At 57.7% G+C, this 20,019-nt stretch carries 19 protein-coding genes and 1 pseudogene; all 20 read left to right on the forward strand.

Annotated features, from left to right (window positions below; genetic code table 11):
- Nucleotides 1-192 (forward strand): annotated as a pseudogene (locus LD28_RS0100240) (MSHA biogenesis protein MshI); the annotation flags it as partial.
- Nucleotides 192-785, forward strand: coding sequence for a PilN domain-containing protein (locus LD28_RS0100245; protein ID WP_033135033.1), 594 nt, complete (start codon nt 192-194; stop codon nt 783-785). The pseudogene LD28_RS0100240 and the gene LD28_RS0100245, both read left to right, overlap by 1 nt.
- Entirely contained in the window at nt 785-1,432 is a 648-nt protein-coding gene (locus LD28_RS0100250) for a hypothetical protein (protein WP_033135034.1), read from the forward strand. Before LD28_RS0100245 ends, LD28_RS0100250 begins: the two co-directional genes overlap by 1 nt.
- Nucleotides 1,425-1,754: a SctD/MshK family protein gene (locus tag LD28_RS0100255; RefSeq protein ID WP_033135035.1), complete on the forward strand. Its 330-nt coding sequence runs from the start codon at nt 1,425-1,427 to the stop codon at nt 1,752-1,754. Before LD28_RS0100250 ends, LD28_RS0100255 begins: the two co-directional genes overlap by 8 nt.
- A 70-nt stretch (nt 1,755-1,824) precedes the next feature.
- Nucleotides 1,825-3,498: a pilus (MSHA type) biogenesis protein MshL gene (gene mshL / locus LD28_RS0100260; RefSeq protein WP_033135036.1), complete on the forward strand. Its 1,674-nt coding sequence runs from the start codon at nt 1,825-1,827 to the stop codon at nt 3,496-3,498.
- A 92-nt stretch (nt 3,499-3,590) separates the two neighbouring features.
- Entirely contained in the window at nt 3,591-4,481 is an 891-nt protein-coding gene (gene mshM / locus LD28_RS0100265) for an MSHA fimbrial biogenesis protein MshM (RefSeq protein WP_033135037.1), read from the forward strand.
- The gene (locus LD28_RS0100270; RefSeq protein ID WP_033135038.1) at nt 4,478-5,572 is read left to right on the forward strand and encodes a tetratricopeptide repeat protein; all 1,095 of its coding nucleotides are present in this window, start codon (nt 4,478-4,480) and stop codon (nt 5,570-5,572) included. Before mshM ends, LD28_RS0100270 begins: the two co-directional genes overlap by 4 nt.
- Before the next feature lie 74 nt (nt 5,573-5,646).
- Nucleotides 5,647-7,356: an MSHA fimbrial ATPase MshE gene (gene mshE / locus LD28_RS0100275; RefSeq protein WP_033135039.1), complete on the forward strand. Its 1,710-nt coding sequence runs from the start codon at nt 5,647-5,649 to the stop codon at nt 7,354-7,356.
- A 3-nt stretch (nt 7,357-7,359) separates the two neighbouring features.
- Nucleotides 7,360-8,580: a type II secretion system F family protein gene (locus tag LD28_RS0100280; protein WP_033135040.1), complete on the forward strand. Its 1,221-nt coding sequence runs from the start codon at nt 7,360-7,362 to the stop codon at nt 8,578-8,580.
- Nucleotides 8,581-8,667: 87 nt separating this feature from the next.
- Entirely contained in the window at nt 8,668-9,132 is a 465-nt protein-coding gene (locus LD28_RS0100285; protein WP_033135041.1) for a hypothetical protein, read from the forward strand.
- A gap of 76 nt (nt 9,133-9,208) precedes the next feature.
- Entirely contained in the window at nt 9,209-9,880 is a 672-nt protein-coding gene (locus tag LD28_RS0100290; protein ID WP_050514225.1) for a prepilin-type N-terminal cleavage/methylation domain-containing protein, read from the forward strand.
- Between the two features lie 14 nt (nt 9,881-9,894).
- Nucleotides 9,895-10,329, forward strand: a complete 435-nt coding sequence (locus LD28_RS23885; RefSeq protein WP_033135043.1) for a prepilin-type N-terminal cleavage/methylation domain-containing protein — start codon at nt 9,895-9,897, stop codon at nt 10,327-10,329.
- A 65-nt stretch (nt 10,330-10,394) separates the two neighbouring features.
- Nucleotides 10,395-10,877, forward strand: coding sequence for a prepilin-type N-terminal cleavage/methylation domain-containing protein (locus LD28_RS0100300; protein ID WP_033135044.1), 483 nt, complete (start codon nt 10,395-10,397; stop codon nt 10,875-10,877).
- On the forward strand, nt 10,864-11,424 hold the full coding sequence (locus LD28_RS0100305) for a prepilin-type N-terminal cleavage/methylation domain-containing protein (RefSeq protein ID WP_033135045.1): 561 nt from the start codon (nt 10,864-10,866) through the stop codon (nt 11,422-11,424). The genes LD28_RS0100300 and LD28_RS0100305 overlap by 14 nt, the downstream gene beginning before the upstream one ends.
- Nucleotides 11,424-12,347 (forward strand): type II secretion system protein, encoded by a 924-nt coding sequence (locus LD28_RS0100310; protein WP_277619808.1) that lies wholly within the window; start codon nt 11,424-11,426, stop codon nt 12,345-12,347. Before LD28_RS0100305 ends, LD28_RS0100310 begins: the two co-directional genes overlap by 1 nt.
- Nucleotides 12,348-12,384: 37 nt before the next feature.
- Complete coding sequence (locus LD28_RS0100315) at nt 12,385-12,810, forward strand: MSHA biogenesis protein MshP (RefSeq protein ID WP_156120058.1); 426 nt, start codon at nt 12,385-12,387, stop codon at nt 12,808-12,810.
- A gap of 137 nt (nt 12,811-12,947) precedes the next feature.
- Nucleotides 12,948-17,354: a DUF6701 domain-containing protein gene (locus tag LD28_RS0100320; protein ID WP_156120052.1), complete on the forward strand. Its 4,407-nt coding sequence runs from the start codon at nt 12,948-12,950 to the stop codon at nt 17,352-17,354.
- 204 nt (nt 17,355-17,558) lie between these two features.
- Nucleotides 17,559-18,599 carry a rod shape-determining protein gene (locus LD28_RS0100325; protein ID WP_005340051.1) on the forward strand — a complete coding sequence of 347 codons (1,041 nt, stop codon included), beginning with the start codon at nt 17,559-17,561 and terminating at the stop codon, nt 18,597-18,599.
- Between the two features lie 42 nt (nt 18,600-18,641).
- A complete protein-coding gene (mreC, locus tag LD28_RS0100330) occupies nt 18,642-19,532 on the forward strand; it encodes a rod shape-determining protein MreC (protein ID WP_033135047.1) in 891 nt (296 codons plus the stop codon).
- Nucleotides 19,532-20,017 (forward strand): rod shape-determining protein MreD, encoded by a 486-nt coding sequence (mreD, locus tag LD28_RS0100335; protein ID WP_033135048.1) that lies wholly within the window; start codon nt 19,532-19,534, stop codon nt 20,015-20,017. The genes mreC and mreD overlap by 1 nt, the downstream gene beginning before the upstream one ends.
- The last annotated feature ends 2 nt before the right edge of the window (nt 20,018-20,019 follow it).

The raw sequence follows: 20,019 nt of genomic DNA on the forward strand, positions 1-20,019 counted from the left end.
CTGGCGGGTCAGCTCAAATTGCCGGAGCTGGGGCAGATGCAGTTTGCGGTCGCCTCGCCCTTTATCGGTACCCTGGTACGCCACATGGAGCAAACCTTCGGTTTTGCCGTCTCTGCCATGGCCAACAAAGCAGTCCTGGCCGGGGTCGAGTACCTGTCTGCCTATGCTGCCGCCATCGGGGAGGATGCGTGATGAAACGTCAGATCAACCTCTATGGCGCAGAGTTTCGCCCCAAACAACAGTGGGCAAGCCTCAATCAGATGGCGCTGGTATGGGGCTGCGCGCTGCTGCTGATCCTGCTGGCGGGTGTCGGTTACAGCTGGCAGCAGCAGCAGGTCAGCCGGGCACTGATACAGGTTAATGCCAAGCTGGAGCTCAAGCGTAGCGAGGCGCAACGACTCGATGCCGAGCTGGCCCGCCATCAGGCGGATCCCGCTTTGCAGCAGCAACTTATCAACAAGCAGGAGGATCTGACTGCCAAACAGGGGCTGATGCGCCAGCTGGGCAGCCTGAGCCTGCAAAAATCCCAGGGTTACGCCAGCGTGATGGCGGACTTGTCCCGTATTCGCAGCAGCAACCTCTCGTTGCAGCGCATCGAGATCAACGAAGGGCGGATCAACCTCTCCGGCTTTGCCGGACGCAGTCAGGATGTGCCAGCCTGGGTCAACCGCTTCAAGCAGACCCCTAGTCTGGTGGGCAAGGAGTTTGGTGAACTGACCCTGAGCCGTGACAAAGAGGGTCGTCTGACCTTCCAGTTGAGCGGCATTGCGCGGGAGAAACCCTGATGAACCTGAAAGCACAATGGCAGGAGTGGGGCCAGCGTATCGCCGTGTTGAGCCAGCGGGAGCGGGTGTTGATCCTGCTGACCGGTCTGGTGTTGCTGGGCGCCGCCAGCGTTTATGGATGGCTCGATGGGGCTGATACCCGGCTACGTCAGGATCGCATGGCCCTGAGCGCCGCCGAGCGCGACCTCGAGATCATGGAGCTGGAGAACCTCGGCAAACAGGCCCGGCTCAAGCGGGATCCCAATCAGGGGGTTTACGACCAGCTGGCGCAGGTCGACGCCGATCTGGCCCGGGTTGATGGTGAGCTCAAGGCCCAGACCGTCGATCTGATCCCGGCCCACGAGATGCCGCTGGTGCTGGAGGCGTTGCTCTCCCGCTCCGCCAATCTCCATATGCTGGCCCTCAGTTCGCTGGAGCCGACTCCGCTGATGGCGGGGGAGCAGAAGGTCAATCTCTACAAGCACGGTATCCGGCTGCAGCTTGAAGGCGGCTATTTTGATGTGTATCAATATCTTAAAGCGCTGGAAGCCTTGCCGCGCCACTTCTACTGGAAGCAGTTCGACTATCAGGTCAAAGCCTATCCCGGCGCGGTGGTGGAGATGGAGATCTACACCCTGAGTACCAGCAAGGAGTTTATCCGTGGCTAGATGGTTTGCGTTGTGCTGTTGCCTGTTCAGCCTGCTGGTGCAGGCGGAGCAGGTCGAGGTATTGCAGGATCCCACCGCGCCGCTGGCGGGCGTGGTGACCGGGTCGAGTGTGACCAGCCAGAGTGGTTCCGGTTTGCCGAAATTGCAGAGCATCATGCTGGGCAATGGCCCCGCACTGGCGGTGCTCAATGGCAAGAGTTATCGGGTCGGCCAGCAGGTGGACGGCTATACGCTGCTATCCATCAATGCCGATGCCGTGGTACTGGAAAAGGCGGGAAAACGCCACGCAGTGACACTGTTTGCCAGCAAGATCCGGGTTTGAGTCGGTCTTGCCTCACGGGAGGCAAGCCTGGTTTATCGAGTTTAATTGCAAGTCAGGGTGCATTAATTACATGAAAAAACACCGTCTCTGTCTGATCACCGTGGCCATGATGGCCGCAGGCTGTACCACGTATCAGCACCCCGAGCCGACCCAGGCCAAGGATGCGCTCAAGCACGCCATGAACGAACAGCAGACGCAGGCTGCCCCTCTGACGACGCTGCCCAAATCGGTGCAGAGCGAATTGCTGCAACTGAACCGGCCACAGGTGCCGGTCGGTATGCCGGAGAAGCGGTTGCGAATTGCGGCCAATGATGTGGAGGCGGTGGAGTTTTTCGGTTCCCTGTTCAAGGGCTCTCGTTACAGCGTCGCGGTCCATCCCGGGGTTGCCGGTCTGGTCTCCGTCGAGCTCAAGGATGTGACCCTGCCGGAGGTGCTGGCGGTGGTGGGCGACATGTACGGCTTCGACGTACAGCGCAAGGGCAATGTGTTCCATATCTATCCGGCTGGCCTGCGCACCGAGACCATCCCGGTCAACTACCTGATGATGTCCCGTCGCGGCCTCTCCCGTACCTCGGTCAGCACCGGCGGGGTGACCGCTAATGACAGCAACAACGGTAGTAACAGCAGCAGTTTCGACAACTCGTCGAACAACAGCAGCACCAACACCTCCTCCAGTAACAACTCGAATGGCGACAACAGCAATGGCACCCGTATCGAGACGGATACCAACAGCGACTACTGGACTGATCTGCGAGATTCTCTGCAGACCCTGATTGGCTCTGGCGATGGGCGCGCTGTGATCACCAGCCCGCAGGCGGGTCTGGTCACCATCCGCGCCTATCCGAATGAGCTCAAGGCGGTGCGTGAATTCCTGAATCAATCCGAGAGTCACCTCAAGCGTCAGGTGGTGCTGGAGGCGCGGATCATCGAAGTCGCCCTCAACGAAGGGTACGAGCAGGGGGTGGACTGGAGCGGTCTATCCGCCAGCTGGGATGGCGGCAAGGGGATCACAGGCGGCGGTTCGGCGGCTAATTCCCAGCTGCCCACCACCCCCAACCAGATTTTCAGTGCGCTGGGAGGCGGCGCCGGTTTCAAGATCTCTGACGGCAACTTCAACGTGGCGGTCAATCTGCTCAAGACCCAGGGCGATGTGAATACCCTCTCCAGCCCGCGCGTCACCGCGACCAACAACCAGAAGGCGGTGATCAAGGTGGGGACTGACGAGTACTTCGTCACCAATGCCTCGACCTCTACCACCACGTCCACAGGGGCCGAGCCTATCGTGACCCCCAATGTGGAGTTGACCCCCTTTTTCTCAGGCATCGCGCTGGACGTGACGCCGCAGATCGATGAAGAGGGTCGGGTGCTGCTCCATATTCATCCTTCTGTTATCGATACCGAAGAGCAGAAGAAGATTATCAAAGTCGGTACGGCCGAGCCGCTGGAGCTGCCGCTGGCCAAGAGCTCGATCCGCGAGTCCGATACCGTGGTGCAGGCCAATAACGGCGACATCATCGTCATCGGCGGTCTGATGAAGACCGACAAGCAGGAGATCGTCAGCAAGGTACCGCTGCTGGGTGACATCCCCTGGGTGGGAGAAGCCTTTACCAACCGCCGCGAGAGCACCAAGAAGGTAGAGCTGGTGATCATGCTCAAACCGACCGTGGTGGAGAAAGACACCTGGCAAAACGAGCTGCAACGCTCTTCCGAGCTGCTCGACAAGTGGTATCCGGCCAAGGGCTGAACCATGACACCAGATGCGGTCACCCTTATCCCGAACGGCCTGTGCTGCCTTGCCAGCACAGGCCGCTTGCTCGCCGTGGCAGGTGATGTCTCATGTACCTGACCCACTTCGGCCTGCAGGAGGCACCGTTCAGCCTTACCCCCAATACCGGCTTCTACTACGGCCTGCCGCCTCACGAAGAGGCGCTGCAGGTGCTCAACTGGGCGCTGGCGCAAGGGGAGGGTTTTATCAAGGTGACCGGCGAGGTGGGCACCGGCAAGACCCTGCTCTGCCGCAAGTTGCTAAGCGAATTGGGCTCGGAAGCGTGCCCGGTGCGACTCGCCTGGTTGCCCAATCCACACCTCACGCCGGCCGAGCTGCGCATCGCGCTGGCACTGGAGCTTGGCTTGGCGGTGCGGGATCAGAGCGAGTTGGATCTCACCGATCGCATCCATCGTCACCTGATCAGCCTGCACCAGCAGGGCAGTCGGGTGGTGGTGTTGATCGACGAGGCGCAAGCGCTGCCGGATGAGACCCTGGAGGCGATCCGCCTGTTCGGCAATCTCGAGACCGAATCGAGCAAGCTGCTGCAGATCGTGCTGTTCGGTCAGCCAGAGCTGGATGCCAGACTGGCCAAGCCTCATCTGCGTCAATTGCGTCAACGGATTGGCTTCTCCTACTGCCTGCGCCCACTGCGTTTTGACGAGACCCGCGCCTATCTGGAACACAGATTGCAGGTCTCCGGTTACCGCGGGGCACCACTGTTTGCCGGCCACGCCATGCGCCTGTTGTGGCGAGCATCGCGGGGGATCCCGAGACTCATCAATATTCTGGCGCAGAAGTGCCTGATGTTGGCCTATGGTCAGGGTGTGCGTCAGATCGATAGTCGTCTGGTGCGGCTCGCCATTCGCGATACCGACGATGCCAGCCGCTTTGCGCCACGGCGTTGGTGGCCCCTGTTACTGTTGCTGGGGTGTGCCCTGGCTTATGGAGTCTGGCCATGAGTGTCATCAACCAGATGCTGAAAGATCTGGATCAGCGCCAGCAAGGATCCGAGGGGGCTGCCGTCTATATTGCCCCTGCACGCCAGCAGGGATGGTGGATGTTGCTGCTGACCCTGATCTGCGGTCTGGCGCTGGGGATCCTCGGTTGGCGAACCTGGATCTACTGGCAGCAGACCCATACCGTCACGGCGGCCAGCGAAGTGGTCGCCCCCGATGCGGTGGCCCCCGATGTGGTGACAAGGGCCGCCGCGCCAGTCAGCCAGCCCGAGCCGGTCGAGGTAGCAGCCGCCCTGCCGCTGCCAAGTCAGGATGAGGTGAAGGACGAGGCAGGGGAGAGTGACTCGGGCGACACCGGCGACGGTACGCCCTTTGATGCCTCCAGCGAGGTCGATGAGCGGACCCCTACCGATGAAGAGTTGCAACCCGAGCTCTACGCCGAACTGGCGGCAGAGCAGCAGGCGGTCGCCAGCGCGCCGCGCAAACCGAGCGTATTGAAGATCGATACGGTGGAGCTGTCGGCCAAGGAGCTGGCGGCACTGGCGGAGCGCAAGGCGACTACCGCCATGGCCAAGGGGAGCCTGCGGGATGCGCAGGACAACTACTATCAGGTGCTGGCCCACGACCCCTACAACCAGGGCGCGCGCGAGCAGCTGGCGGGTTTGCTCTACGGCGAGGGTCGCCTGACCGAGGCGCGCCAGCTGCTGGAGGAGGGGATCCGGCTCGATCCCCAGCAGGCCGATTTTCGTCTGCTGCTGGCTCGCCTTGCCATCAGCGAGGGGCAGCAGCAGCAGGCGCTTGGCTGGTTGTCCGGTTATCAGCCGGATCTCGCCAGCAACATGGACTATTACGCCACCTGGGCCGGGCTGACTCAGGAGCTGGGCCAGAATGCCGATGCGGCGGCGCTCTATGTGAAGCTGCTGCGCCAGCAGCCGGATCAGGGGCGCTGGTGGCTTGGCCTCGGCGTGGCCGAGGATGGTCAGGGCCACAGCCAGCGGGCGCTCGATGCCTATCGCAACGCCCTGCTGCACGGCAACCTCGGCGAAGCGTCGACCAGCTGGCTGGAGCAACGTATTGGCCAACTAACCCCTTGATAAACAGCAGGTCAGATTAGCAAAGCCTAATCGGATGCGGTAACGGGTGTGAAGTAACAGACATCGGAGCAAACATGGCACAACCCAGACTGAAAATGCGCCTCGGCGACCTGCTGGTACAAGAGCAGATCATCTCTGATGATCAGCTGCAACTTGCCCTGCAGCAGCAGCGTCAGACCGGTCGCAAGCTGGGCACCACCCTCATCGACCTCGGCTTTATCAGCGAGGTGCAACTGCTGCAGTTCCTTGCCCGCCAGCTGGATGTGCCCTTCTTCGATCTCAACAACCTCACTATCGATGCCGCGGCGGTGCCGCTGCTGCCCGAAGTGCAGGCGCGCCGTTATCGGGCGCTGGCGGTCAACCTCACCGACAACAAGGTGACGGTGGCGATGTCGGATCCTGCGGATCTGAGCGCACTGGATGCTATCGCCGCCCTGCTCAGCCCGCGCATCATGGTGCTGGCGGTGGCGCGGGAAGGGCAGTTGCTGGAGTATTTCGACCGCCTCTATCGCCGCACCCGCGAGATCGAGAGCTTCGCAGAACAGCTGCAGGAGGAGTATCAGGACTCTGGCTTCGAGCTGGGCTCCAGCAATTTGGGGGCCAATGACGAGGGGGAGGCGACGGTGGCCAAGCTGCTGCGCTCCCTGTTCGAGGATGCGGTACAGGTGGGGGCGTCGGATATCCACATCGAGCCGGACGAGAAGGTGCTGCGCATTCGCCAGCGGATCGACGGCATCCTCCATGAGAATATCCTCAACGAGGTGCGTATCGCCCAGGCGCTGGTGCTGCGTCTCAAGCTGGTGGCGGGGCTCGATATCTCCGAGAAGCGGTTGCCACAGGATGGCCGCTTCAACATGAAGGTGCGCGGCCGTGATGTGGATGTGCGGATGTCCACCATGCCGGTGCAGTATGGCGAGTCGGTAGTCATGCGTTTGCTGGATCAATCCTCTGGCATCTTGTCACTGGCCGAGACCGGCATGCCACCGGAGATCCTGACCCGTTTCCGCCGCCAGCTCAAACGCCCGCACGGCATGATCCTGGTGACCGGCCCGACCGGTAGCGGCAAGACCACCACGCTCTATGGCGCGCTCTCCGAGCTCAACCAGTCCAGCAACAAGATCATCACGGTAGAAGATCCGGTGGAGTACCGCCTCTCCCGCGTCAATCAGGTGCAGGTCAACCCCAAGATCGGCCTCACCTTCTCCCACGTGCTGCGCTCTACCCTGCGTCAGGATCCGGACATCCTGCTGGTGGGGGAGATGCGGGACAACGAGACGGTGGAGATTGGCCTGCGTGGCGCCATCACCGGTCACCTGGTGCTGACCACCCTGCACACCAACGATGCAGTGACCAGTGCCCTGCGTCTGATCGACATGGGCGCGCCCGGCTATCTGGTGGCGAGCGCCCTGCGGGCGGTGGTCGCCCAGCGGCTGGTGCGGCGGGTGTGTGAGCACTGCGTCGAGGAGAAGGCGCCGGACGAAGGGCAGGCCACCTGGCTCACCGTGCTCTCCGGCGAGGCGCCCGGCCAGCATACCTATCACAAGGGGCGGGGTTGTCAGAGCTGCAACTTTACCGGTTATTCCGGCCGGATCGGGGTCTACGAGCTGCTGGAGCTGGATCAGCCGATGATGGATGCCCTGCGCCGCAACGATGCAGAAGGGTTCGCCAAGGCGGCCCGCCAACATCAACACTATCGGCCGCTGGCCCTCACTGCTCTTGATTATGCCCGTCAGGGGATCACTTCAGTGGACGAGGTGCTTCGACTGGCCGAGGATTTGGGGTAAGCGATGGCTAACTTTGCCTACAAGGGGCGTGACAGTCAGGGCAACGCCACCAGTGGCGTGGTCGACGCGGCCAACGAGATGGCCGCCGCCGAGCAGCTGATGCGCCGTGGGGTGATGCCGACCGAGCTCAAACCGGGTAAGGCCAAATCCGCCGCCATCGACTGGTCGCTGTTGCTGGAAGGGGGCGTCAAGCTGGATGAGCTGGTGATCTTCAGCCGCCAGATGTATGCCCTGACCCGGGCGGGTATTCCTATCCTGCGCGCTATCGCCGGGCTGGAAGATAGCACTCACAGCAAGCCGCTCAAGCGGGCGCTTCATTCGCTGGGGGAGGATCTCGGCAACGGCCGCCCGCTCTCCAGCTCGATGCAGGCGCACCCCAGGGTGTTCAACAGCCTGTTCGTCGCCATTATCCATGTGGGCGAGAACACCGGTCAGCTGGAAGAGGCCTTTTTGCAGCTCGCCACCTATTTCGAGCTGGAGCTGGAGACCCGCAAGCGGATCAAGACCGCCATGCGCTACCCCAGCTTCGTGCTGATCGCCATCGGCTTCGCCATGGTGATCCTCAATATCATGGTGATCCCGGTGTTTGCCGGCATGTTTGCCAAATTCGGGGTGGAGTTGCCGCTGGCGACTCGCATTCTGCTCGCCACCTCGCACTTTTTCGTTCACTACTGGTGGTTGCTGCTCGCCATTTTGGCGGGGATGGTGTTTGGCTGGCGCCGCTGGGTCGCCACCACCAAGGGCAAGCTGACCTGGCACCGCTGGCAGCTCAAATTGCCGATTGTCGGCACCATCATCGAGCGCTCCCTGCTGGCCCGTTTTGCCCGCAGTTTTTCCATGATGCTCAAAGCCGGGGTGCCGCTGAACACGGCGCTGACACTAGTGGCCGATGCAGTGGATAACGCCTATATGGCGGGGCGGGTGCGGGATATGCGCGCCGGTATCGAGCGGGGCGAGAGCCTGCTGCGCACAGCCAGCAGCAGCGGCCTGTTTACCCCGCTGGTGATGCAGATGATCGCCGTGGGGGAGGAGACCGGTCAGGTTGATGACCTGCTGCACGAAGCGGCCGAGTATTACGAGCGGGAGGTGGATTATGACCTCAAGAGCCTGACCGCCCGCATCGAACCGATCCTGATCGGGATCGTGGCGGTGATGGTGCTGATCCTGGCGCTGGGTATCTTCACTCCGATGTGGGACATGATGCGAGCCGTAAGAGGCAAATAATCCGCTGTTATTAGGTTGCTTCACTCCTGAGTGGTGGGACATGAAGCGAGCTATTGGTGGCAGGTGAGCGGTGGAGTCGAGGGCTGGATGAGCAGACAGACGCAACAGGATGATCGCTGGCTGACGGGGTATCGGCGGATCGCCGTACTGATCCTGCTGATGGTGATCGTTGCGACCCTGGTGCGCAGCTATCAGGGCCACCGAGAAGAGGCGCAGCAGCTCACCCTCACCCTGCTGGGGGCGCAATTTGCCGAGCGGGCACAACGCTTGCACGGACTTTGGCTTGATGAGCGGCGTCCGCAGATCTTGCATGTGGCTGGCAAGGGGTGGCAGTTTGACGCCCGGGGTTGGCCCCTGGGGCTGGTGCCGCTGCAATCCCCTTCGGAAAATTGCCGCCAGTTGTGGCGGACTCTGGTAGGAGATGCGGCAGAGGGTAGGTTGCCCCCTTTGCAATTTTTGGCTAGTCCCGATGGCCGTGGTTGCGAGATTGGCTGGAATGACTATTGGCTGATTTATCAGTTTTCTGACGGGCGAGTGATGAAAAAGCCTTGAATGAAGCCAATCATATGACCCAACTACATGATTTTTTTAGGTCTGCATGAAATAATGTCGGCCATTACAAGGGAGCATGACAATGAAACCAATGGCACCATCAATGCCAAAGAACGGGATGACAAGACCAGCTGTCGGCTTCTCCCTGATTGAGCTGGTGATCGTCATCGTGATTCTGGGGATCCTGGCGGTAACGGCGCTGCCCCGCTTTCTCGATGTGACCGACGAGGCCAAAAAAGCCAGCGTGGAGGGCGTATCAGGGGGCTTTGCCACCGGGGTGTCGCTGGTGCGTGCCCAGTGGGAAGCAGAAGGGCGAGCCAAGCAGGACAGTCTCAATACCGTGCTCTATGACGGCAGCCGCTTCTATCTCACCACACCGACCGACAGCCAGATCAGCAATGGCGAGTTGTCGCCCGGCTATCCCATGGATACCGCCGCCAGTGGCAATCCGGATGTGGACCCGGCCAATCTGACAGCCGAACGTTGTCTCAATATTTGGGAGGGGTTACTGCAAAACCCGCCCAAGGCTACGGCCAGCTTCAATGAAGTGCGCGGTAGCGGGAATGACCTGAAATACTATGCCACTGTGAGCAGTAATGGACTGGATTCGGTCTGCCGTTACTATCTGGTCAATAGTTTGAGTAAGGGCAGTGATGGCAAGTATCAGGATCCGCAAGGTAAGACTGATGCATTTATGAGTTTCAGTTACCGTCCGGCATCCGGTCAGGTGACCACCAATATTAACTGACAGAGGAAAGTGAAATGAAAAAACAGGCGGGTTTTACCCTGATCGAACTGGTTATCGTGATTATCATTTTGGGTATTCTGGCGGTGACCGCTGCACCCAAGTTCCTGAATCTGCAGGATGATGCCAAGAAGTCTGCGGCTCAGGGCGTACAGGCTGCCGTTAGCAGTTCTGCACAACTGGTCTATAGCAAATCAGCATTGGCTGGTGTTGAGCGTAGTGCAACAGCGTCTGTCAGTAGCAGCGATGGTACCAGCATTGCTGTTGTTTACGGCTATCCGGCGGCGACCAGTGCAGGCATCCAGAGTGCAGTCACCATTGATGGTTCTTGGGCTGGTGCAGTATCTGGTTCCAACTATGTATTTGCTACCAGCGGTTCCAAATGCACAGTGACATATGCACCCGCTACCAGTACAGCTGGTGCCACGACCACTCTGGGTGGTGGATGCTGATTTACCGGTAGCTTAAGTGAGGCGAGGTAACTACCTCGCCTCACTGTTTACAAACAGGAACTGGGATGCAACGAGGCTTTACCCTCATCGAACTGGTACTGGTGATCCTGTTACTAGGGATTTTGGCCGCCTTTGCCATGCCCAAATGGCTGGGCAAAGGCGGCTTTGAAACTCAAACTGTGCGTGACGAGCTGCTTACCCGGCTGCGGCTGGTACAGACCGTCAATATGCATGAGCCCACCAACCGCTGTACCCAGCTGGTGGTGGCCTCTCCCCGTTTTGCCCACCGCACTTATGCAACGTGTCCCGCCAGCGATGATCTGAACAGTGGCTGGACCGACAATCTGCGAACGCGTGGTCGGCTGGTTACCGCTTCGACGGGGATGACTATTTCCCTGAATAACAGCATCAATTTCTTGCTCCGCTTCGATCAGATGGGGAGACCGCTAGGCAGTTGTGCCACCGGTTGTACCTTGCTGGTGAGCGATGGTCGCGAGACCAGCCGCATCAAGATTGAGTCAGAGGGGTTTATTCATGAGAGCCCCTGAGCGCGGTTTTACCCTGATTGAGCTGATCGTCGGCATTGTGTTGCTGGCGGTTGCCTTGACCGGTATTTTGGGGTTGCTCATCAATCAGGCGCCGCAGGCGGTGGACCCGGTGCAGCAGGTGCGTGCCGCCCAGCTGGCCCAGCGCCTCTCTGGCGAGATCCTGCAAAAGTCGTTTGATGAACAGTCGGATCATAACGGTGGTCGTTATCGCTGTGGCGAGCAGGTCGCGGGGGTGACCATCTCCCCTTGCTCCGGCAGTTATGGCCCTGATGGTGAGCCCGCCCCTTATGCCTATAACGATGTGGATGATTTTGATACCGCAAGTAACTGGGTGGATGCCAACACGCTGACCCAGACTGCGGCAGGGATCAGCAGCGAGGAGTATCGCAACTATCAGGTCAAGATTGCGGTCAGTGCTGCCGATTTCAGCGATGGTACCTTCAAGAGTTGCGCCGTGCCCTGCTCAGTGGGCAAGCGCATTGATTTGCAGATCAAGTTGCCGGATCAGAGCTTGCTCGACTTCTCCTTCTACCGGGGGAACTACTGATGGACTGCTCCACTGTTCAATGTTGCGACCGAGTTCCAATGTCCGGTCACGTTTCCGGCGTCCAATTATGTCTCCCGGCTAATCGAAACTGCGCCAAACCTGGCCGTGCCCGCGGTTTTACCTTGGTCGAGCTGGTGATGGTGATCCTGCTGCTCGGCATCATGGCGACCTTTACCAGCCAGTTTATCGGTATCGGCACCCAGATCTATGGCGATGCCAGCAGCCGTGAGCAGCTGATGAGCGATGCCCGCTTTGCCATGGAGCGGCTTAACCGCGAACTGCGTGATGCCGTGCCTGGGTCGGAGCGGATCGAGACAGCTGGTGGGGCATGGGTCGACTCGGGCGCCTGTCTGCGTTTCTGGCCCATCAGCACCTCCAGTCGTTACCTGGCGCTTAACCGCGCTATGTCGGGGAGCGTGGCCACCCTTGAGCTGGTGATGGCGACCCCCGCCTCTGCTGCCAATCCGTTGAGTGTGGATGCCTACGCCGTCAAAAAAGATGATCAGCTGATCGTATTTCCGGTACCGGACAAAAATGCCGGTTCGCTCACTGCTGGTTGCGATTATGGGCGCTGTGTCGCCAAGGTCACGGATGTGCTGACTCCCGTATCCGGGGCGCAAACTATCCGCTATACCAGTACCGAGAGTCTGGCTGGCCTTTCGCCGGGTAGTCGGGTCTACTTTGCCAACCAGCAGGTCCGTTACTGTGTGGAGGGAAGCACGATAACCCGTTCCAGTGCCGCCATCGGGACACCTTTGCCTGCGCAGGGCGTGCTGATGGCTGATTCTCTTCGTATTGGCTCTTTCTATCGGGAAACCTCAGCGTTTAACGCCGAAGGGGAGTTTGGGATGCGCTTTGTCTTCGAACGCAAAGGGGAGTCGGTTACTTTCAACCATAAGATAGGGGTGTTCAATGTCCCCTGATCCACACGCTTTCAGTCGAATGCGGGGCAGCGCCCTGATGATTGCCCTCTTTGTCATTGTGGTGATGGCGCTGCTGGCGGCTGCTATGGGCCGTTTTCTGGTCGACAGTGGCGAGAAAAATACGGTGGAGGTGCGCAGTGTGCGTGCCCTGCTGGCAGCCCAGAGCGGGCTGGAAGTGGCGCTCTATCGGCTGTTTCCTAATCGCACCCTTGCACAGTCAACGCCACCCGCTGTGTGCCCTGCAACCAGCACGCTGAATTTTGCCAGCAATCCCGGGCTGACCAACTGCCAGGCTGTGATCCGCTGCGCCATGGTACCAGTGACCTACAACGGATCTGTGACCAATGGCTATCGTCTCGAGAGTGTCGGAACCTGTGGTAGCTCGGACCTCAACAGTGCCAACCCTGATTTTGCCGTGAGCAGAACCCTGATGGTGGAAGCTTATGATGGAGGAACTCCATGACCCGTGATGGTGATGATATCGGTTGTGTTAGTCGCTTGGTCTGGAGTCGTTCTCGCTGTTTCAGGGCAAGTCATCCGCTTGCACTTGGTACTGACAATCGATATTGCGGCAGATGATATAAGTGGAGAGGAAAAGTGATGGATTTTAAATGGTTGGTTGGTTTATTACTTTTCTGCGGTTCAGCTGTGGCGCAACAATATAATTTGTCCCTCAATCAATATCCACCATGTAATACCACATGGCAAAAGTTAGGGAATGTTTACACCTGTACTGGTGGTAATGGTCAGGTAACATTAAACGACGGTGATGTGATTGTCGCCAATCAAAATTCCACGCTGAGTGCAGATGGCGGAATCTCTCTCACAAATAACAAAGTTGGCAGTGCCTCAAGCAGAATAACTCTTAAAGCTGGTTTTGGTGGTATTATATCTCAAGGATATCAAAATACTATATATGGTGATGTTTTAGCTGGCAGTTCAAATATCACACTCAATAATATCTATCTTTATGGTGATATTACGACCAGCGGGAATGTATCGCTAAACTCTGGGGTCGTTCAGGGTAATATAACCAGCACAGGCAATTCTGTTAGCGTGACCAATGTTCAGTTATCAGGAAATATCAGTGCAAATAGTTCTGTGACTATGTCTGGCGGAACTTATAGTGGTAATATTACCATGCGCTCAAATAATCCAGTGACATTCAACTCAGTTAATATGACCAGTGGAAGTGTTTCTGGGGCTAGCTCTTTTAATGCTACTGGTAGTCAACTGGGGTCTCAGGGAAGCCCTGTCATTATCTCGACCACATCAAATAATATCACTGTTACCAATTCTACGGTTTATGGCAATTTGACCGCCGCAACAAATAATGCAGGTGGAGTAGTTAATGTCAACAACAGCTCTGTGACCGGTACGTGCTTACCTGTGTCAAATCCGGTTAATGCTTGTGCCCCGGCACCTGTTGCCTTGTATCAGCTTGAAGAGAATAAGTGGACTGGTGTTGCAGGAGAAGTCAAAAACTCCGTTGCTGATGTGCTACATGGTCGCGCAATGAGGGGGGCGAAAACAAATACTGTGTCACCAGCATTGCCAGTTAATTCTAGTAATCTTGGTACTTGTGGCTATGGTGAGTTTACTGGTGGTAGTAGCCAATACATTGAGGTGCCGCATGACTCTCGCTTGTCATTTTCAACTCAGCTAACTGTTTCTGCTTGGGTATATCCGGTAAGTCGACCATCGGCTGGCAACCTGTATTCCATTGTGTCAAAAGATGGTAACTATGAGTTTCATCTGGATAGTCTAGGTAGAGTGTTTTGGTATTGGGAAAGAAGTTCTGGTGTGAACCAGACACTAACAACAAACACCCAAATACCGTTAAATACGTGGTCTCATATAGTCATTCGCTATGATGCAATGGCTGCTAATAATCAACGTCAAAAAATATATATCAATGGGGTCGCTGATACGGCTACGGGCAATGATGCCAGTTCATTAGGAACCAATACACAAAATTTGGAGATTGGCCGAGATTATATTGATAGCCGCAGCTTTAATGGGCGAATTGATGAGGTTGCCATTTATGGCGCAGCCTTGTCTGATAATCAGATCGTAGATTTATATAGTCAACGCCATCCCTGTGGTGGCTCGACATTGAGCTGTGAGACCGATGACTTCTCCCAGCCGCTCGGTGATAGGTGGGCCGTCAAGCAGAGTGCTGGCGGATTTATACCATCCATTACGGCAGACCGACGTTTACGGATGACCCAAGCCAGCACGGGACAAGCAACCTCTGCGACTTATCAGCGGTTATTTCCTGCTGCTGGCAATCTGGTGACGCTGACATTTAATCACTACGCCTATGGTGGCACGATCACTGGGGCAGATGGTATGACAGTTGTGCTTTCTGACGCTTCGGTGACCCCACAGCCTGGCGCTGCTGGGGGGCCCTTGGGGTATGGCCATTATCAACCGAGTAACTCACCCGGGTTTGCTGGTGGTTGGCTCGGGTTTGGCTTGGATGAGTATGGCAACTTCTCATCTTTTGGGGGCGGTGGGAGTGTGGGCTATCGCCCGCAATCGGTTGTCGTGCGTGGCTCGGGATCCAATTTTTCCGGATACAACTATCTGCGAGGCACCTGTAATAATGGAACAACCAACACTAACACCAGTTGCCTGAGTCCAAAGGTAGATGGCAACGGTAGCGCCAACCACCGTTACCGTCTGACGATTGATTCACGAACCAGTGGACGTGCGATGGTCAAAGTGGAGCGTGATACGGGAAGCGGGTTTATCTCTCTTATTGATTCGTTTGATGCGCTGGAGCCTGCGTTGGGCCAAAGCCCGTTACCGCAAGACTTTTATGTGTCCCTGACCGGTTCTACAGGTGCCCTGACCAATATTCATGAACTCGATAACGTGGAAATATGTGCGCTGAAATCAAGAGAGGTAGGCGTTCAGGTAGATCATTTCGAGTTGCAGTATTCGGGTCAACCTCTGACCTGCAACCCGGAAGAGATCACCATCAAGGCGTGTGCAAATCCAGATTGCAGTCTGCTGATTACCGAGCAAGTTGCTGTTTCTTTGTTGCCACAGAGTCTTCAGGATGGTGGTTGGTACCCACTGTCTGGTGCCAACAATGTGAGTGGCAATACAGTGACCTTTACCGGTGGAACGGGCAAAGTTTTGTTGCGTAACAATACTCAGACCCAAGTCACGTTGGGCGTGAACAATTCAGTACCTGCTGTCAAACCACTCAGTGAGACCTTGTGCAAGGTCGGTAACGGCGCACCGACAACTCAGGCCTGTACTCTCAGCTTTGCCGACAGCGGATTCATCTTTGATGTGCTGGATACCTATTCCAACCAGCCTCAGGATGTGACTATCAGTGCGGTTAAAAAAGATGACATTACAAAGCAATGTGTGCCCGGATTTACCGGGGGGAGGTCGGTCGGTTTTTGGGGAACGTACAGCAATCCAAATACCAATAACTTTGGCAGCAAGATCTCCATCGATGGCAACGCCATTGCTACCTATGCTGCCAGTGTTCCTTCGCCAACGCCCACCACCCTCAACCTGACTTTCGATAATCAGGGTAAAGCGATCTTGAAAAAGGTGGCTTACCCCGATGCGGGTCAGGTGCAGCTCTATGCTCGCCATAATGGCAGTGGTGAGACGGCGGGTCTGGTGATGCTCGGCGCGGATCAGTTTGTGGCGCGTCCGGTTGGTCTGTGCATTATGCCCCCGCAAGGGGTCTGCGCGGCAGGTGATAGCAGCTGCCCGGTATTCAAAAAAGCGGGGGAGACGTTTCAGGTAGATATCAAGGCGATGGCTTGGGAGTCGGCCAATGATGGGGATATCTGCGCAGGGAATCAGACTACGCCCAACTTTGTCCTGCCCAATATTGCTCTTGGCAGTACGCTGGTGGCGCCGAACCCGGGCACCAATGCCGCGCTGGGTACTACCACCTATAACCACGTGGCAGCGACCAACAGTGTCAATACCATTAGCCAGACAGTGAGCGAGGTGGGAGTGTTCCGGATGACGGCGACTCCGACTGCCAACGGCTATTTCAATTACACCATCCCATCAGCTCAGAGCCAGCCAGTGGGCCGTTTTGTTCCTTGGGATTACAGTTTGAGTGGTGGTTTTATTACGCCTGCCTGCAATGCCTTTACATACATGAGTCAGCCCTTTGCCAGCGGTTTTGTCCTCACTGCGCGCAATTTGCAGAAAGGGACGACACAAAACTATAAGGGGGCGTTTGCTAAAGGTGTTGCTGAGATGGTGGCGGCTAATGCTCTGGATGGGGTCGCGCGTGACCAGCGTATTACACTGTCGCCCTCGCTCAGTTGGGCAAGTGGCGTCGCCAGTATAAATCAGCAGTCACCTTTCGGGCTGAATACCCGCTTTGATCGTGCGGCGAGTCCAGAAGCACCTTTTGCCACGTTGAGCTTTGGTATCAAAGTCGATGATAAGGATGGCGGCAATACACTGTTGGCTAATCCAAATATGAATACTGCTGTAGCTGGGGCATGTTCCGGATCGGGGTGTAATGCGGTGCTGCTGGGCACTCAAAAGCTGTTGTACGGTCGCCTGCAGGCTGGCACGGCGGCTGGCTTGGCCTCTGCGCCGTTGGCCGTGCCGTTGCAGATGCAATATTACGAAGCGGGCAACTGGCAGTTGAACAAGCTGGATCAATGTACTCAGATCTCTCTGGCCAATCAGGGATTCACCTTCCTGAATCCGAGCCAGACATTTGATGCGACCACTCGCGACCTGAATCTGGGGACTGGTCGCAAGATCAGGTTGGGGCTGGGGAGCTCGGCACCGGGTGCTGAGTCTGCACTCGCGAAAGATGGCGAGATCCTGTTCCAGTTTGCCAAGCCGGACATCTCGGTACGCATTCCCTACAAGGTCGATTTATCGAAACAGCCGTCGCAGCCGCTCTGGTTGTCAGATCCAATTACCCTGCAAGGGGAGGCCATTTTCGGCTCCAGCCGGGGTAATGATCGAATTATTTATCGGCGCGAAATATTGCACTGAATCGTGATGGCGGGGGGATGGTGGAAATTCGCCCCCCTAAATCCTTGTTTATTAGCGTTTGTAAGCCCGGGCGAGTGAGTGATGACTCGCACTTTTGTCGCGCTTGATTGATTGGCGACAGTTTGAGCGCTTGCCCATTGGGGTGGGCATTGGTAAAGTTAGCCGGTTTTCTGCACCTCCAAATTCTTAGGATTTCCCGTAGCCATGTTCAAAAAGCTCAGAGGCGTCTTTTCCAACGATCTGTCGATCGATTTGGGAACTGCCAACACCCTGATCTATGTAAAAGATCAAGGGATCGTCCTTAACGAACCCTCAGTTGTCGCCATTCGCCAAGAGCGCGGGAACGCCAAATCGGTCGCTGCTGTCGGTCATGCCGCCAAGCAGATGCTGGGCCGTACCCCGGGCAACATCTCCGCAATCCGCCCGATGAAAGATGGCGTGATCGCCGATTTCTACGTGACCGAGAAGATGCTGCAGCACTTCATCAAGCAGGTTCACGACAACAACTATTTCCGCCCCAGCCCGCGTGTGCTGGTGTGTGTGCCGTGCGGTTCCACTCAAGTTGAGCGTCGCGCCATCAAGGAGTCCGCACTGGGCGCCGGTGCTCGCGAGGTTTACCTGATCGATGAACCTATGGCTGCTGCCATTGGTGCCGGTCTGCCGGTCTCCGAAGCGACCGGTTCCATGGTGGTTGATATCGGTGGTGGTACTACCGAAGTGGCCATCATCTCCCTGAACGGCGTGGTTTACTCCCAGTCCGTCCGTATCGGTGGCGACAAGTTTGACGAAGCGATCATCAGTTACGTGCGTCGCAACTACGGCAGCCTGATCGGTGAAGCCACCGCCGAGCGCATCAAGCACGAGATCGGCTCTGCCTATCCGGGCGAAGAGGTGCGCGAGATCGAAGTGCGTGGCCGTAACCTGGCCGAAGGTGTACCGCGCAGCTTCACCCTCAACTCCAACGAGATCCTGGAAGCGCTGCAAGAGCCGCTGTCCGGAATCGTGGCTGCCGTGATGGTGGCGCTGGAGCAGTCTCCGCCGGAGCTGGCTTCCGACATCTCCGAGCGCGGCATGGTGCTGACCGGTGGCGGTGCGCTGCTGAAGGATATCGACCGTCTGCTGATGGAAGAGACCGGTATTCCTGTCGTCGTGGCCGAAGATCCCCTCACCTGTGTGGCCCGTGGCGGCGGCAAGGCGCTGGAGTTGATCGATATGCACGGTGGCGATCTGTTCCACTACGAATAAGACCCAAAGCCGGCCAGCGTGCCGGCTCTTTTTTGACGACCCATGAAACCCATTTTTGGTAGAGGCCCTTCGCTTCAGTTACGGTTGTTTCTCGCCGTCATCATCTCCATCGCTGCCATCGTCGCGGACTCCCGCTTCGGTGTGTTTACCCATGTCCGCGTCTACCTCAGTTCGTTAGTCAGTCCGCTGCAATACATGGCCAATGCCCCCGGCACCCTGCTCGACACCATGTCGACCCAGGTGCAGACCCGTGCCGATCTCATCGAGCAGACCAAGCAGCAGGAGCAGCAGTTGTTTACCCTGCGTGCCCGTTTGCTCAAGATGGATCATCTGGAGCACGAGAACCAGCGTCTGCGCGAGCTGCTCGGTTCGCCGGTGCACAAGGAGTCCCGCAAGATGGTGGCCGAGCTGCTGTCTGTCGATTCCGACCCCTTCAGCCATCAGGTGCTGATCAACAAGGGGGCGCTGGATGGCGTCTATAACGGCCAGGCGGTGATCAACGATCAGGGTGTAATTGGTCAGGTGCTCCATGTGGGCTCCACCACCAGTCGCGTCCTGCTCATCACCGACACCAGCCACGGTATTCCGGTGCGGGTGCTGCGCAACGACTTGCGCGCCATCGCCTCCGGCAGTGGCGAGCTCGATACGCTGGAGCTGCGCAACCTGCCGCGCAATACCGATATTCAGGTGGGCGATCTGCTGGTGACCTCCGGTCTTGGCGGCCGCTTCCCGGAAGGTTATCCGGTGGCGACGGTGACCCGCTCCGAGTATGTGGAAGGCAAGCCTTTCGCCCAGGTCGAGGCCAAGCCGCTGGTCGAGCTTGATCGCTTGCGTTACCTGCTGTTGCTGTGGACCGACAAGAAGCCTGAAGTGCATGATGAGGATGGCGAAGCTGCCGCGCCGGCTGCGTCCGCCGCAGGAGCGACGCGCTGATGTTACAACCCGCCAGTGGCAGGATCTGGATCTGGATTTCGATCCTGCTGGCCTTGAGCCTCTCGATCCTGCCCCTTCCTTTCGAATTTGACCCCTTCCGTCCGGACTGGCTGGCCATGGTGCTCATCTACTGGGCGCTGGCCTTGCCGCACCGGACCAACGTCGGCACCGCCTGGGTGGCCGGCCTGCTGCTGGATGTGCTGCTCGGCAGCACCCTCGGCGTGCGGGCGATGGCGATGGCCATCACCACCTATCTGGCGGCCTTCCAGTTCCAGAAGATCCGCAACTTCTCCCTCTGGCAGCAGGCACTGATCATCGGTGGCCTCTCGCTGGTGGGCAAGATGACGGTATTCTGGGCCGAGCACCTGTTCAGCCAGGCCAGCCTCAACTTCTCCTATTTTTGGTCGACGTTGACGACGATGTTAATATGGCCCTGGGTGTTTCTGGTGCTGCGTAAAGTGCGGCGTCGCTTTAACATTAGGTAAAT

Source organism: Aeromonas finlandensis (genome assembly GCF_000764645.1).
GTDB classification, from domain to species: Bacteria; Pseudomonadota; Gammaproteobacteria; order Enterobacterales; family Aeromonadaceae; genus Aeromonas; species Aeromonas finlandensis.